The organism is Mannheimia pernigra (genome assembly GCF_013377995.1).
Lineage (GTDB): Bacteria > Pseudomonadota > Gammaproteobacteria > Enterobacterales > Pasteurellaceae > Mannheimia > Mannheimia pernigra.
In genome coordinates this window covers 1,345,583-1,360,428 of the sequence record NZ_CP055305.1, presented here as the reverse complement: position 1 = coordinate 1,360,428, position 14,846 = coordinate 1,345,583, and the positions used below count along the sequence as shown (strand labels likewise).

At 37.6% G+C, this 14,846-nt stretch carries 14 protein-coding genes; 4 read left to right on the top strand and 10 right to left on the bottom strand.

Annotation, left to right across the window (positions count from 1 at the left end; genetic code table 11):
* Positions 1 to 69: 69 nt before the first annotated feature.
* The 3 genes from iscU to HV560_RS06550 all read right to left on the bottom strand — a co-directional run bounded on the left by iscU (position 70) and on the right by HV560_RS06550 (position 2,283).
* Positions 70 to 453 carry a Fe-S cluster assembly scaffold IscU gene (gene iscU / locus HV560_RS06560; protein ID WP_018651776.1) on the bottom strand — a complete coding sequence of 128 codons (384 nt, stop codon included), beginning with the start codon at positions 451 to 453 and terminating at the stop codon, positions 70 to 72.
* A 100-nt stretch (positions 454 to 553) separates the two neighbouring features.
* Entirely contained in the window at positions 554 to 1,774 is a 1,221-nt protein-coding gene (locus HV560_RS06555) for an IscS subfamily cysteine desulfurase (RefSeq protein ID WP_176809838.1), read from the bottom strand.
* A 56-nt stretch (positions 1,775 to 1,830) separates the two neighbouring features.
* Complete coding sequence (locus HV560_RS06550) at positions 1,831 to 2,283, bottom strand: Rrf2 family transcriptional regulator (RefSeq protein ID WP_176812452.1); 453 nt, start codon at positions 2,281 to 2,283, stop codon at positions 1,831 to 1,833.
* A gap of 308 nt (positions 2,284 to 2,591) precedes the next feature.
* Between HV560_RS06550 and HV560_RS06545 the strand changes: the two genes are divergently transcribed.
* Complete coding sequence (locus HV560_RS06545; protein ID WP_176812451.1) at positions 2,592 to 3,146, top strand: methylated-DNA--[protein]-cysteine S-methyltransferase; 555 nt, start codon at positions 2,592 to 2,594, stop codon at positions 3,144 to 3,146.
* 4 nt (positions 3,147 to 3,150) lie between these two features.
* On the opposite strand, the gene HV560_RS06540 is transcribed toward HV560_RS06545, so the two are convergent.
* The 3 genes from HV560_RS06540 to HV560_RS06530 form a co-directional block, all read right to left on the bottom strand.
* Positions 3,151 to 5,001 (bottom strand): ATP-binding protein, encoded by a 1,851-nt coding sequence (locus HV560_RS06540; protein ID WP_176812450.1) that lies wholly within the window; start codon positions 4,999 to 5,001, stop codon positions 3,151 to 3,153.
* Positions 5,002 to 5,057: 56 nt separating this feature from the next.
* A complete protein-coding gene (locus tag HV560_RS06535) occupies positions 5,058 to 6,500 on the bottom strand; it encodes a subtype B tannase (RefSeq protein WP_176812449.1) in 1,443 nt (480 codons plus the stop codon).
* A gap of 92 nt (positions 6,501 to 6,592) precedes the next feature.
* A complete protein-coding gene (locus tag HV560_RS06530; RefSeq protein WP_159629549.1) occupies positions 6,593 to 7,456 on the bottom strand; it encodes an EamA family transporter in 864 nt (287 codons plus the stop codon).
* Positions 7,457 to 7,617: 161 nt separating this feature from the next.
* Between HV560_RS06530 and HV560_RS06525 the strand changes: the two genes are divergently transcribed.
* Positions 7,618 to 8,373, top strand: coding sequence for an alpha/beta hydrolase family protein (locus HV560_RS06525; protein WP_176812448.1), 756 nt, complete (start codon positions 7,618 to 7,620; stop codon positions 8,371 to 8,373).
* An 88-nt stretch (positions 8,374 to 8,461) separates the two neighbouring features.
* On the opposite strand, the gene smrB is transcribed toward HV560_RS06525, so the two are convergent.
* Positions 8,462 to 8,995: an endonuclease SmrB gene (gene smrB / locus HV560_RS06520; protein ID WP_176809007.1), complete on the bottom strand. Its 534-nt coding sequence runs from the start codon at positions 8,993 to 8,995 to the stop codon at positions 8,462 to 8,464.
* Between the two features lie 102 nt (positions 8,996 to 9,097).
* Between smrB and prmB the strand changes: the two genes are divergently transcribed.
* Positions 9,098 to 10,042 carry a 50S ribosomal protein L3 N(5)-glutamine methyltransferase gene (prmB, locus tag HV560_RS06515; RefSeq protein WP_159629543.1) on the top strand — a complete coding sequence of 315 codons (945 nt, stop codon included), beginning with the start codon at positions 9,098 to 9,100 and terminating at the stop codon, positions 10,040 to 10,042.
* A gap of 48 nt (positions 10,043 to 10,090) precedes the next feature.
* Here the strand turns inward: prmB and murQ are convergent, their stop codons facing one another.
* From murQ to queF, 3 genes are all read right to left on the bottom strand, one after another.
* Positions 10,091 to 11,005, bottom strand: coding sequence for an N-acetylmuramic acid 6-phosphate etherase (gene murQ / locus HV560_RS06510; RefSeq protein WP_176812447.1), 915 nt, complete (start codon positions 11,003 to 11,005; stop codon positions 10,091 to 10,093).
* An 11-nt stretch (positions 11,006 to 11,016) separates the two neighbouring features.
* Positions 11,017 to 12,153: an anhydro-N-acetylmuramic acid kinase gene (locus HV560_RS06505; protein ID WP_176812446.1), complete on the bottom strand. Its 1,137-nt coding sequence runs from the start codon at positions 12,151 to 12,153 to the stop codon at positions 11,017 to 11,019.
* Between the two features lie 91 nt (positions 12,154 to 12,244).
* Positions 12,245 to 13,084: an NADPH-dependent 7-cyano-7-deazaguanine reductase QueF gene (queF, locus tag HV560_RS06500; protein ID WP_176812445.1), complete on the bottom strand. Its 840-nt coding sequence runs from the start codon at positions 13,082 to 13,084 to the stop codon at positions 12,245 to 12,247.
* 111 nt (positions 13,085 to 13,195) lie between these two features.
* Here queF and HV560_RS06495 point away from each other — a divergent pair, with 111 nt between their 5' ends.
* Entirely contained in the window at positions 13,196 to 14,824 is a 1,629-nt protein-coding gene (locus HV560_RS06495) for a phosphoethanolamine transferase (RefSeq protein ID WP_176812444.1), read from the top strand.
* Positions 14,825 to 14,846: the final 22 nt, after the last annotated feature.

Genomic DNA, 14,846 nt, shown 5'->3' with positions numbered 1-14,846 from the left:
AGCAAATGCAAGCGGTGAAATTTTGCAAATTTTTTGCAAAAATCGACCGCTTGCATTGATTGTATCATATTACTTCGCTTGTTTTTCTTTGTAGTCTGCGATTGCTGCTTTAATCGCATCTTCTGCAAGAATTGAGCAGTGAACTTTTACCGGTGGTAATTCAAGCTCTTCTGCAATGTCGCTGTTTTTGATTGCGCCCGCTTCATCTAAAGACTTGCCTTTTACCCATTCGGTAATTAACGAGCTTGATGCGATGGCAGAACCACAACCGTACGCTTTAAAGCGTGCATCTTCAATAATACCCTGATCGTTTACTTTAATTTGTAAACGTAAAATATCACCACACGCAGGTGCTCCCACCATACCCGTTCCCACATCTGAAGCTTCTTTATCAAATGTACCTACATTACGAGGGTTCTCGTAGTGATCAATTACTTTTTCGCTATATGCCATTTTGTATTCCTTCCAAATTATTTGTTAGATTAGGAAAATTTTGCCTGCGATTGCAAAGCCTTGCATTAAAGACTACCTCGCACGGCAAAATTTTTCTGCATTAGTGGTGATTCCACTCAATTTTAGAGAGATCCACGCCTTCTTTAAACATTTCCCAAAGTGGAGAAAGCTCACGCAATTTCACGATTGCTTTTTTCACGATTTCAATAGTGTGATCGATCTCTTCTTCCGTTGTCCAACGGCCTAACGTAAAACGAATTGAACTATGGGCTAATTCATCGTCACGACCGATAGCACGTAACACATAAGATGGCTCTAAACTTGCAGAAGTACAAGCTGAACCTGATGATACGGCGATATCACGCAATGACATCATTAAAGATTCACCTTCAACAAAATTAAAGCTGATGTTTAAGTTTGAATCAATACGTTTACCTTCTTCCATTGAACCATTTACGTAAACTTCTTCAATATCTTTAAAGCCGTTGTATAAACGATCGCGAAGTGCTTTTAAGCGGGGCATTTCTGTTGCCATTTCTTCTTTCGCAATACGATAAGCTTCACCCATACCCACGATTTGGTGAACAGGTAATGTTCCTGAACGCATACCACGCTCGTGACCACCACCGTGAATAATCGCTTCTAAACGTACACGAGGTTTACGGCAAACATATAAACCACCGATACCTTTTGGTCCGTATAATTTATGGCTAGAGAAAGACATTAAATCGACGTTTAAGTCTTGTACATTCACTTCGATTTTACCAACAGACTGCGTTGCATCTACGTGGAAAATAATTTTCTTCGCACGACAAATTTTACCAATCTCTTTGATTGGCTGAATAACGCCCATTTCGTTATTCACGTGCATTATGGACACTAAAATTGTATCTGGGCGAATTGCTGCTTCAAATTTCGCTAAATCGACTAAACCGTCCTCTTCAGGATCTAAGTAAGTCACTTCAAAACCTTCACGCTCTAACTGACGGCAAGTATCTAATACCGCTTTGTGTTCCGTTTTAACCGTGATGATATGCTTACCTTTTGTTTGGTAGAAGTGAGCCGCACCTTTAATTGCAAGATTATCAGACTCTGTTGCCCCTGAAGTGAAAACGATTTCACGGCTATCTGCCCCAATTAAATCTGCGATTTGATTACGAGCTACATCAACCGCTTCTTCTGCTTCCCAACCGAATTTGTGAGAGCGAGAAGCTGGGTTACCAAAGATACCGTCTTTGGTCATATATTCCATCATTTTTTTCGCAACACGTTCGTCCATTGGTGTGGTTGCGGCATAGTCCAAATAAATTGGTAATTTCATTGTTACTCCTAGTTAAAACAACTCAAAAGCGGTTGTTTTTATTAAAAATTTTGCAATTAGTGATGATGAGAATGTTCGTGACAATGGGCTTTTTCACAATCGTGATCAGCGTGTTCTGCGGCTAAGTCTGCCACTGAAATTGTCCCTAAAAACTGCTCAATTTGATCTTCTAATCGCTCCCACAAAGAATGCGTTAAACATTGAGAATCTTTCCGGCAGTTGCCGCTCCCTTTACATTTGGTGACATCAATATTTTCATTAACTGCAGAAATAATCATTCCTATGCTAATGTGCTCTGGCTTTTTGCCTAATTGATAACCGCCACCTGGACCGCGAATACTTTGCACAATGCAGTCACGACGAAGCTGTGCAAAAAGCTGTTCTAAATAGGAAAGGGAAATCGCTTGGCGATCTGAAATATCGGCTAAACTCACTGGCTCTGATTTACCGTGTAAAGCAATATCTAAAATAGCGGTTACCGCATAACGCCCTTTTGAGGTAAGTTTCATAAAATATCCTCATAGTTTTCCAGAAAATCATCCAGAACAATGTGCTAAATTCTATATAACCCACTAATTTAGTCAATCATTTAGCACTAATTAATGTGAAAGGTTTTATATATTAAAAAAGAAAATCAATTATACGAAAAAATAGTCCAAAATACCAAAACAAACTCCATTATGGCGTACATCATTTCATCAGCTTGGCGTTCAACAGATCGCAACAATTGAAATTGGATAAAATTTGATTGGTGTAACAAAGTCCATTATACTTTCCAGCCATCGCCATTTATGGTGTCACTCTATTTTAATATTCAATGAAATCACAAATTTACTACGATTATTACCAAAGCCCTGTAGGCAAATTGCTTTTACTTGCCCAAGAAGATGGGTTAATTTATGTTGAATTTGAGCAAGAACAGCGCTCAACGTCGGTAGAACACTTTATTAAAGCACCCCAAACAAGCGGTGCAGTTTTAGACATTTTTTGCAAAACAAAAGCAATTTTAGACCGCTATTTCGCAGGAGAAAAAATTGCATTCCAGCCTTTGGATTTTCTTTCTCCACAAGGCACCGATTTTCAGCAATCTGTCTGGGAAATCCTGCGTAAAATTCCTTATGGTAACACCACAACCTATGGAGAAATAGCAAACAAGTTAGGCAATCCGAATGCTATGCGAGCGGTAGGTGGTGCAGTGGGGCGTAACCCTATCTCTATTCTTATTCCCTGCCACCGAGTGCTTGGTAAAAATCAAACGCTAACTGGTTTTGGGGGTGGCTTACCGAATAAGCGTTTTCTGCTAGAGCTGGAAGGCATAAGCTATCAAGATAAAGGGATTGAATTTGTGAATCCGAAAATAAAGAAGTGGTAAATAACTACACTTTATCTAACATATTGATATATTCTCTCGCGGCTTGCAAATCGGTCTGCCATATTGACTGAATCCTTTCTGCCCAAGAGGTAATATTTTCTTCCCATTGCTTGCCATTATCCGATTGAGCTTGTTGAGCAACTCGTTGTAATTGCTCTAAACCGATAGATGATAAAGCACCTTTGATTTTGTGTGCTTCTTCTGCCACTAATTTTCGACTTTGAGGATCCGATGTTGCTTGCCAATCACTTAAATAACGTTGTAGATTGTCTAAATACGTTGGCATTAAATCAGCAAATAGATCCATATTGGCCAGCACGGCGTCTTTTCCCATTACTTCGGTAAGTTCATCTAACATTGAAATATTATAAGGCTCTTCAGACAATTTATTAGCTGCAAGCGGTTGTTTTTCCTTCTCTTTTTGCAAAAAGCTATTATCGAAGTAATGATTTAAACAATTGACTAACGCCTCTAAGGAGAGCGGTTTATGCAGTACATCGTCCATACCCTGTGCTTGATAAGATTGTTGACTTTGAATCACATTCGCCGTTAATGCAATCAGTAAGGGCAGATAATCAATTTCTTCATTTTCATAACGATTTCTTAATGTTTGTGCAATCTCAAAACCGGTGGTATCAGGCAACTGAATATCTAATAAAATTAAATCGTAACTATTTTGTTCAAAACATTTGAACGCTTCTGCCCCACTCATCGCTACATCAACATCACAACCGACTTTTTCTAGAATGGCACGAGCAACAACCACATTCATTTCAATATCTTCAACAAGAAGCACTTTTAACGCGTGATGTTGAATCTCTAGCTCTGGCTTTGTTTCTGTACTTTCTGCTTGAACAGTGAGCGTAAACGTTGAGCCCTGATTTTCTTGACTTTTAGCGACTAAGTCTCCCCCCATTAATTTTGCAATCCGTTTTGAAACGGACAACCCAATGCCACTCCCTTGTGCCTTTTTCTCTTTTGAATTTTCAGCTTGGTAGAACATATCAAAAATTTTGCGTAACTCTTTTTCAGGAATACCAATGCCTGAGTCTGCGACACTAAAACTAAATTGCTCTTTATCCAGTTGGCAAATTTCTAGCAAAATTCGACCGCTTGCAGGGGTAAATTTCACCGCATTGCTGATTAAGTTCCATAAAATCTGACTTAGGCGTGCATAGTCAATATAAATATATTTAGGTAAATTCTTCGGGTACTTTAATTCAAAATCAATATTTTTATTTCCCGCCATAAAATTACCGAAATTGGTAATATCTCGAATAAATCGCTCAAATTCTACTTCTTTCCTAAATAGTTCAATACGACTGCTGTCAATTTTTTCTAAGTCAATAATGTCGCCAAAAATATGAGCTAATGCGGTTGCACTCATATTGATCGTTTTAAGATATTCCTGCTGCTTTTCATTTAGCTCCTCATCAAGCAAAATTTGACTTAAGCCGATAATGCCATTGAGCGGTGTGCGTAATTCATGGCTAATCGTTGCCATCAAGATAGTTTTATCACGGTTGTTCTTTTCTAATTTAGCGTGGAGATAAGCATCTTGTTCTCTTAATTCTTCTAAATCTTTAACTGCCTTCTCTAACATTAAACGGGAGCGTTCTAACTTTTCAACCAATAATGTGAAAAAATAGAGGACAAAGGGGGCGGAAATTAATCCAAAAGCAATGGAGCGTAAAATATCTACCACAACTATTTTGCCAATAAACAGATACGTTAATCCGCTTTGAATGGCAATTGCTGATGCTGCAACCATAAAAAAACCAAGAAGCGAGGCTCTTAATCGCCCGAGCCTTAATACCCAATTCACATATTTTTGACTAAATTTTTTAACTTGCATACATCTTCAATCTATAAAAAAGCAGATCCTTCGATCTGCCTATTCTACTCCATTTTTTATGGCTTGGGTTTGACGATTTCATCAACCCATTCGAACAACTCATCTAAATCATCATCTAAATGCAAAACGCCCCAAGGCGTTTTATAGCTCACATTTTTACCTTCCATTTGTAGTTTAATCGCTAAAATCGCAGAAATAGCCAATGACGTATCACGATCTGCAGTCCCTACTCGAATTCGCCAATGCTCTGCTGCATTTGGGTTATCCAAATAAAACATTGGATTCATTCGTTTCACTATTTGTGGATCCGCTAAATGAATCTCTTTATTTGATGAACGTTCTGCACTATAAAGCGTGAAATGGCGGTTATTTTCCGTCGTAGTACCAAATAGATTGTTTTCATCTGAAGTTGCATTGAATATATCAAACGCTGGCGATGATTTCATTCGTTTTTCTGAAAGTACATAGCCAGACCAATCCACATTGCTCACTTTATTATTTTCAAAAGATAGCCAACTAATTTCTTGAAACGCTTTTTGTTGCTCACTATTTTCAGCTAACTGACTGTAGGCTTTATTTGCTGAATCTTTAATTAAATTTGCTAAATAATCTTTAAAAGAACCATTACCTTGTAAATCGAGTGTTAATGGATTGCCTGATTCATCTGTTAAATTTAAGCTATTGAGATAAATAGGAAAACGCTCTGCCAATTCATTCGCACCGTTAAATTGCCACTCATACGCCATATCGGCATTTTCAAGGTTGGTCATTGGTGCATACGCAGAAACAGCAAATACTTTATCACTTGCTTTTAATGCTCCAATTTCCTTGAAATAAGGCTCATAATCAAAATGATCGGCAGAAGCTCCCAATAGAGCAGCCACTGCCCCACCTGCACCTGTACCATTTGCAATAATTTTATTCGCATCGCCTGGCATTTTTTCATCATTCGCGTGCAAATAACGCACGGCTGATTTTAAATCCATAATTACGGCTGGTGCTTTTCCTATGTATTTCCCCTCTTTTTGCAAGGTACGACCTCGCACGCCAACACTCACCACAACATATCCTTTAGAAAGTGCACGTAAAATCAAATGAGGTAAACCGACCTCTCCTTTTTGCTCATCACTTTCTGCTTTAGTGGGCATATAACCTTTTATCCAATTTTGGAAGAAAATGGGGGCAGTATCCGCTTTATAACCGTTAATCTCTCCCTCGTTATAATAGCTTTCTGGCACATAAATATTCATACTCTGATATTCAGGCTCAACAGGATTTTTTACATAAACAATTCGCTCAAAAGCTCGAAAGCGTACTTTTTCACCATTGATTGCTGTTTCAATAGTACGATAATTTTGATCATTAAAATTCAGATCGTAGCCTATCTCCGTCCCATTCAAAAAATGTTTAGGCTCAATAAGTTTATCTGTTGTGGTAGCAACGGTTTGAGTAGCAAAAATAGTAGAAACAATAAATGCAAGCAAGGCTTTGGGGTTCATTATGGAATCCTTTATGAAATATATGTGGATAAAACTAACAAGCGGTTAAATTTATTGAAAATGTTGCAATTCTACCTAAAATCACCCTAAATTTATCGCCAATAGAATAAACAAATAATTGCGACAATCGCAATCGCCACACCCAAATAGTTTACTTTATGAATTTTCTCTTTAAAGAAAAATGCCCCCACAAAAGTACCTAAACAGATAACGCCTAAGTTCATTCCTGTAAAGACGAGTGTTGGATCATCTTTCATTGCTTGATGGGCTTGAATATAGAATAAAATATTACCAAAATTCAACACGCCTAACAGCAAACCTGTTAATACGCTTGGAATGTGCCATTGAGTACGTTTCAGTAGCAAATAAATAAACATAAAACTGCCTGCACCAATAAAAGCAATTGCTAAGGTAACGGGAAAAGCAGAGCCTGATTTCGCCATCTGTTTGAATAAAATATCATTCACGCCATAACCAACCCAAACTAGGAAAAGGCTGATAATCGCAATTTTTCCCCCTTTTTCTATACCTTGATTACCTTTCCAAAGCAAACAAACCAACGCCACAAAAGCAAATAGCAAAGCAATTAATTTATTGTTAGTCACTTCCTCACCAAAAATAGTGAATGCGGCAAGAATAGGCAAAAATAAAGACAAACGCTGTGCTGCATCTGTTCTAATAATACCTGCAAATTCAAGTGCTTTGGCTTGCACTAAGAAAATAGTGGGAAGAGTGATACTTAAAATCACAAAAATATAAGAAGATGGGTTATTGGCAACAATATCAGTTATGGATTGTTCTTGAAAATCAGGCTTAAGTAATAAAAATGTCATCGTAGTCGTTACGATATAGTTTACTGCGATACTTTGATCGATCCTGATGCCTTTTTGGCGTGCGAATTTAATTAATACGCCAACGGTTACGCTACATAAAATAGCGAAAATAAGTTGTAACATTTTGCTTTCTCCTTTAAAAATGAGTGAAACATTCTATAAATATATTTTGTACTTAGCTAGTCATACCCGATTAAATTTACCAAAAAATGGAAAAATCCGACCGCTTGTAAGGGAACAATGTTAAACTGCAATCATATAAAGCATCGTGGAATTGAACTAAAATGGAAAAACGCTTTGAGATTAACGAACAAGGTTTCAGCATTCGCTGCAAGCTGTTTTATGAAAAAGATCTGCACAACATTGAAAATGTAGTGCTGATTCTACACGGTTTTGGCTCATCAAAAGATTTAAAATCAAATACTAAATTTGGCGAACGTTTAATCTCAAAGTATAACGGTTATGCCGCTCTTGCTTTTGATTTTCCTTGTCACGGCAATGATGCACGCAAAAAACTTTCAGTTGAAGAGTGTCTTAGTTATCTGCAATTAGTTATTCATTATGCCAAAAACACGCTAAATGCGAAAAATATCTACGCTTATGGCACCAGTTTTGGCGGTTATTTAACGCTCAAATATATTAGCGAACAAGGCAATCCATTTCTAAAAATTGCTTTACGTGCACCAGCCATACAAATTTATCACTCACTAATGAATCGCTTATCAGAAGAAGAGCGGCAAAAACTGGCAAAAGGGAGAGAAATTTTATGGGGTTTTGACCGCCAAATGAAAATCAGCCAAACCTTTTTCAATGAACTCGCTGAATCTGATATTACACAAAACGATTACTTAGACTATGCCGATCAAATCTTAATTCTACACGGCACAGCAGATGAAATGGTAGCACTGCACACATCCCAACAATTTGCCGACAAGAATGTGATTGAGCTGATCCCCATTGAAGGGGCTGATCACGCTTTTTCTAACCCTCAATTAATGGATATAACCATCGGCAAAATAGTGGATTTTTTTGCACCTTAGTTTAACTTTCACAAGTTTCACTAAGGTTTTATTCCAAATGCTTCAATTATTTTCCGTATTCAGAATAATAAAATATTCCAATGCCTCGCTATCGTCCGAACATTTTCTCGGGGTTTTCAGGCTGTTCAACTAAAATCAAAATAGAGGCATCGCCTCCCCATTCTTTGGGTGCTTGATGTAACGCCATAATTTTAGGATGTTGCACAAGCCAGCGAGGAATTTGATCTTTTAAGGCACGAGTACCAAAACCCGTCATAATACTGGCACAAAACACTTTTTCTCGCTCACAAGCAAGAATTAATGCCGCCAGCTCTTTTTTTGCTTTTTCTTTGGTTAAACCGTGTAAATCCAAAAACAGTTCAGGCTGAAAGTCGCCACGTCTGAGCCTTTTTAGCATATGAGGATCGACATCTTCACGTAGATATTTTACTTTTTCATTTTCTTCTTTAAGCAATGGCTCATATTCATCTGAAAAATAAAACTCTATATCCGCTTTTTCTTTTAATTCTCTTAATTCTTGTAATTTTTTGCGAGGCTCTGATTTTGGCACATAAGTATTTTGTGCTATCTTTTTTGTTCCTTTTGCTGCCTCGCGAAACAAAGCAAATTCATCTTCTAGTATTTTCTCTGGCATAATAATTCCCTCTTTTCATTTTTACATTCTAACACAAAGCAAAATGTGGTATAAAACAGCAATTCTATCATTATGCAAAAGGCACTTAATATGTTTAAATATAATATCGAACTCCTTGATGAAATTGCAGCGATGCCAGTGGCTAATGATTTAGCTACCATTCAAGATATGATGCGTTGGGCATACAGCTATTTTAATGCTTCCGATCTTTACTATGGGCACGGCTATGACAACGCGTGGGACGAAGCCCAACAATTAATTTTAGCCGGATTATATCTCCCTTTTGATATACCAGAATCGCTTTACTCTTCTCGTTTAACACAAGCAGAAAAAGAACGTGTAATTGATTTAATTTGTGAACGCCTAGGCTCTCGCAAGCCTGTAGCTTATTTAACTCATTCCGCCTGGTTTTGCGGATCCGAATATTATGTGGACGAGCGAGTGATCGTGCCACGCTCTCCTATTGGCGAACTCATTAAAAATGGCTTTAAAGGTATTATCAAAAATGAGCCACACCGTATTTTAGATATGTGTACAGGCAGCGGCTGTATTGCTATTGCCTGTGCTGAACAATTTCCTGACGCGGAGGTGGATGCCGTTGATCTCTCCCTTGATGCTTTAGATGTGGCACAAATTAATATTGAACGCCATCAAGTATCGCACCGAGTCTTTCCAATCAGCTCCGATCTCTTTAACAATATGCCGCAAGATAAATACGATTTAATTGTTACTAACCCACCTTATGTTGATGAAGAAGATTTGGGTGATATGCCACAAGAATTTCATCACGAGCCAGAATTAGCACTCGGTTCTGGTAAAGATGGCTTGGATTTAACCAAACGTATGCTTGCCGAAGCTGCTGATTATTTAAATGATAATGGCGTATTCGTTTGCGAAGTGGGTAACAGTATGGTGCATTTAATAGAACAATTCCCAACCGTACCATTTAACTGGCTGGAATTTGAAAATGGTGGATTAGGAGTATTTAGCCTAACAAAAGAAGAGCTAGTAAAACATAGACATTTATTTGCTTAATGCTTCCATATTTCTTCCCCTTTTGGGGAAGAAATTACGTTACAAGCCTTACACATTTAACGCTTTTTGCAATCTTCCCTGATTCTGTACTAATAAACTCTCAGCCTCTTGCTTATCTAAATTACCTAATATCATCATAATTGCTAATTTCGCATTATTTTCAGCTAATTTTAGGGTATTTTCAGCAATACTCCTTTCACACTCTGTGGCTTGCATAACAATACGAATTGCACGAGCTTTTAGCTTTTCATTAGTCGCTTGCACATCAACCATTAAATTTTGATAGCATTTGCCGATTAAAATCATTGAAGCGGTAGTGAGCATATTCAGCACTAATTTTTGTGCCGTACCCGATTTCATACGGCTAGAGCCCGTGAGTACTTCTGCCCCAACAATGGTGTCAATTGCAATATCCGCCATTTGAGCCATTGCGGAATGTGGATTACTGGCAATTGAAACGGTCACCGCCCCGAATGAATTAGCATACTCCATTGCCCCTAGCACATACGGTGTTCTGCCACTTGCTGCAATGCCCACTAATACATCTTTTTTAGAAAAATTGACCGCTTGTAAGTCTAATGCTCCTTGCTCAGCATTATCCTCTGCCCCTTCAACTGGAAAACGTAACGCTCGCTCACCACCTGCAATTAATCCCACCACGCTTTCAGGATTTACACCATAAGTTGGAGGACATTCCGACGCATCTAGCACACCTAACCGCCCACTCGTGCCAGCACCAATATAAACTAAACGCCCCCCTTGATGAAGGGCTTGTACGATTTTTTCTACCGCTTGTGCAATTTTCGCTAAGCATTTTTCTATTGCGATAGGCACTTGTTTATCTTCATTATTGATGATTTTCACGATCTCAAGTGCAGACAGTTTGTCGATATTCATTGAATGAGGATTACGCTGCTCGGTAATCATCTGCCCTAAGGCATTCAGTAAATTTTTTTCACTCATATTATTTCACTTTATTCATCAGGGTAAATTACCCCTAAACTTACCGCTTTTTTTGCCCCAGTTACCGTTGGCATATTACTGATTAAATTATTCATTCGTTGGTAAGCAAGCCACGCAAATGCAGCAGATTCAACATAATCAACATCTAAACCGAACTCAGTTGTGATGGCAACCCTCCAATTTGGTAAAAGGTGAGACAACCTTTCCATTAATAACGGATTTCTTGCCCCACCGCCACAAACCAACAATAAGCAAGGCAATTCACTTTCAAACTGAGCCAATTCATTAGCAATACTTTTTGCGGTAAATTCAGCTAAGGTACGCTGCACATCTTCAGGCTTACAAGCGGTGAAATTTTGCAATTTTTTTGCAAGCCACATTAAATTAAACAACTCTCGCCCAGTGCTTTTTGGGGGAGCTTTGGCAAAAAAAGGATCAGCGAGTAATAAAGCTAACAATGCCTCATTTACCTCTCCACTTCTTGCCCACTCGCCATTTTTGTCATATCTTTTTCGTTGATGCTGCTCAATCCAGCTATCCATCAAAGTGTTACCCACGCCAACATCATAGCCAATTGTTGGGCTATTCGGCTTTAGCACTGAAATGTTGCTGATGCCGCCAATATTTAGCACCACGGTTACACGGTTCAGTTCGCTAAACATCGCCTGATGAAACGCAGGCACAAGCGGCGCGCCCTGCCCACCCACAGCCATATCTTTACGGCGAAAATCCGCAATAGTCGTAATGCCTGTTTTAGCTGCAACTAAATTCATATCACCAATTTGCATAGTAAACGGATAAATAGCGTCTGGAGAATGCCACACAGTTTGTCCGTGGCAACCGATAGCTTGAATATCTTCTGCCGTTAACTGGTTTTTCGCTAAAAACGCCTTGATCGTTTCCGCATAAAGCACGCCTAAACGATGGTCAATTTCACCGAGTTTTTGAAGATGAGTTTCGCCAGTTTTAATCAAATCAGATATCTCCGCTCGCAAATTTTCTGGCATTGGAAAAAAATCGCAAGCGGTCATTTTAGGCGGATTTTTTGCAAAATCCATTAAGGTGATATCTACGCCATCTAAGCTAGTCCCAGACATCACACCAATATAATAATTTGGGCTATATTCATTCATCATAAAAATCAACATCGGCTATTTGTTACTTTTTTGCTTTGCCAAAGAAAAGTAACCAAAAGAAAGGCAACCCGAGCGGTTCAAACGGGAACAAAAAATGGCGAAATCATTGACGTGCCATTCTCAAATTAGCAGGCACGTCCTCAAAATTTGATCTAAATGGGTTAATATCTAGCCCACCACGTCTTGTATAACGTGCATAAACGCTTAATTTTTCAGGCTGTGCAAATTGCATTAAATCGCAGAAAATCCGCTCAACACATTGCTCGTGAAACTCATTATGTGTCCGAAAAGAAATTAAATAACGCAGCAGTTTTTCACGATTTATTTTTTTACCTTGATAGTGAATTTGAATGCTGCCCCAGTCAGGTTGTGAGGTAATCAAGCAGTTAGATTTAAGTAAATGGCTCACTAATATTTCTTCCACAACCTCACCTTCTGCACTATTTTCTAAATAGTGGGGTGAAAATTCATAACGGTCGATTTGAATATCTTGCTCATCAATGCACTCCCCTTCAAAGTCCACAATCGGTTGTTGCGTGTAATGCGATAATTTGTCAATTTTTACCGAAACTTGACCGCTTGCACAGTTCGCCAAATCACTCTGAAGCGTTTGCTCCACGTCTTCTATAGAATTAAACTTTGTTTGGTTAAAGCTGTTTAAATAAAGCTTAAAACTTTTTGATTCAATTAAATTTTCACTTTTAAAATCAATTGCTACATCAGCAATCGCTACCTGCGGTAGGCCATTTTGGTTTAGCCACGAAAGTTCATAGCAAGTCCAAATATCTGCCCCACAATTAAATGGCTGAGATTGCGTAATTCCCAAGCCATCGCGGTTTAATTTGCGTGGCACAGGCTGTAAAAGTGTTGGGTCGTATTCACTTTTATATTCGGTTTTTTGCCCAAGTTTTAGGGCAGAGAGTGCGTTGTCGTTGTAGTTCATCGGATCATTTATATATTAAAAAAATAATGTAGAATTTTAGCGTAAATTATTGAAACTTACTAAAAGAATATGCTGTCTTATAGCCACTCCTATCTTTTATGGAAAAATAAAATGAAATTTTTTTCTTTTAAATTAAGTTCAACAACGCTTATTTTTATTGTTTCGCTCTATTTTACTGTCGCGTTAAATCTCGGCTTTTTTCAGCAAATATTAAAAATTCAGCCATTTAATGGCACTAGTGCAGACTATTTTTTATATAGTGTGCCAATAGTCTATTTTTTTGCTTTAAATATTATTCTTAATATTCTTGCTATTCCTGTTTTACATAAAATCATTATTCCATTACTCATTTTAGTGAGTGCCGCAATTAGCTATAACTCGCTCTTTTTTAACATCTATTTTGATGTAGATATGTTAAATAATGTGCTACAAACGAATATTGCCGAAAGCTCAAGAATGTTTACTAATTCATATGTTTTGTGGTTATTTTTTCTCGGTATTTTACCTACATTACTCTATTTAAACACCAAAATTGTTTATAAACGTTGGTGGAAAGAGTTATTGATCCGAATAGTATCCATTTTATTATCAGCAGGCGTAATCTTAGGTATAGCAAAATTTCATTATCAAGACTATGCTTCTTTTTTCAGAAATCATAAAAACCTGGCACATTTAATTACTCCGAGTAACTTTATAGTCTCTGGCATTAAAGGAATTCGTCATTATTATCGAGATAACACGCCATATCAGCAAATTGATATAAATGCAAAACAAGCTAAGTCTGATAGTTACCGAAACGTAACTATTATTGTGATTGGTGAAACAACAAGAGCTCAAAATTGGGGACTCAACGGCTATTATCGCCAAACAACACCCAAATTAGCAGCACGAGGCGATCAGATTATTAATTTCCCGAATGTAACTAGCTGTGGTACTGCAACTGCAGTCTCCGTGCCTTGTATGTTTTCCTCCTTGAGTAAAGACGATTTTAATGTCAATTTATCTTACAAACAGGATAATTTACTCGATATATTACAACGCTCAAATATTGATATTCACTGGTTAAATAATAATAGTGATTGCAAAGGTGTGTGTAAGAATATACCAAGCACTGATGTATTAAATTTTAATCTGCCAGAATATTGTCGTGATGGAGAGTGCTTAGATAATATTTTATTACCCGAAATTGATAAAGCATTAGCTAATGACACCGCAAAAGATTTTATGATTATTGTACATACAATGGGAAACCATGGGCCTACTTATTATGAGCGATATACAAATTCAGAAAAAATATTTACACCCACTTGTGATACTAATGAAATCAACCACTGCTCTAATCAAGAATTAGTTAATACTTATGATAATGGTATAATTTATCTTGACCAATTTCTCGATAAAATCATTACCAAATTAGAACAGAATGATAAGTGGAAAAGTGCATTATATTATGTCTCCGATCACGGCGAATCATTAGGTGAGAACGGCTTATATTTACACGGTGCTCCTTATGCAATTGCTCCTGAATATCAAACCCATATCCCGATGATTATGTGGTTTTCTAACATGTGGATTCAAAATAAACCCTTTGATTTAAATTGTGTTAGAAATAATGCGAAAAATAATGCTTATTCGCATGATAATCTCTTCCATACTATGTTCAGTATTAACGATATGGATTTCAGCACTTTAAACAGTTATAAAACGGAATTAGACATTTTGGCTCAATGCCGAAAATAAAAAATGAAAGCAGGCAATCAAA

What these genes read in the sequence shown, in the direction of transcription:
- iscU (WP_018651776.1), bottom strand. Translation starts at nt 453, where the DNA reads ATGGCATATAGCGAAAAAGTAATTGATCACTACGAGAACCCTCGTAAT.
- HV560_RS06555 (WP_176809838.1), bottom strand. Translation starts at nt 1,774, where the DNA reads ATGAAATTACCAATTTATTTGGACTATGCCGCAACCACACCAATGGAC.
- HV560_RS06550 (WP_176812452.1), bottom strand. Translation starts at nt 2,283, where the DNA reads ATGAAACTTACCTCAAAAGGGCGTTATGCGGTAACCGCTATTTTAGAT.
- HV560_RS06545 (WP_176812451.1), top strand. Translation starts at nt 2,592, where the DNA reads ATGAAATCACAAATTTACTACGATTATTACCAAAGCCCTGTAGGCAAA.
- HV560_RS06540 (WP_176812450.1), bottom strand. Translation starts at nt 5,001, where the DNA reads ATGCAAGTTAAAAAATTTAGTCAAAAATATGTGAATTGGGTATTAAGG.
- HV560_RS06535 (WP_176812449.1), bottom strand. Translation starts at nt 6,500, where the DNA reads ATGAACCCCAAAGCCTTGCTTGCATTTATTGTTTCTACTATTTTTGCT.
- HV560_RS06530 (WP_159629549.1), bottom strand. Translation starts at nt 7,456, where the DNA reads ATGTTACAACTTATTTTCGCTATTTTATGTAGCGTAACCGTTGGCGTA.
- HV560_RS06525 (WP_176812448.1), top strand. Translation starts at nt 7,618, where the DNA reads ATGGAAAAACGCTTTGAGATTAACGAACAAGGTTTCAGCATTCGCTGC.
- prmB (WP_159629543.1), top strand. Translation starts at nt 9,098, where the DNA reads ATGTTTAAATATAATATCGAACTCCTTGATGAAATTGCAGCGATGCCA.
- murQ (WP_176812447.1), bottom strand. Translation starts at nt 11,005, where the DNA reads ATGAGTGAAAAAAATTTACTGAATGCCTTAGGGCAGATGATTACCGAG.
- HV560_RS06505 (WP_176812446.1), bottom strand. Translation starts at nt 12,153, where the DNA reads ATGTTGATTTTTATGATGAATGAATATAGCCCAAATTATTATATTGGT.
- queF (WP_176812445.1), bottom strand. Translation starts at nt 13,084, where the DNA reads ATGAACTACAACGACAACGCACTCTCTGCCCTAAAACTTGGGCAAAAA.
- HV560_RS06495 (WP_176812444.1), top strand. Translation starts at nt 13,196, where the DNA reads ATGAAATTTTTTTCTTTTAAATTAAGTTCAACAACGCTTATTTTTATT.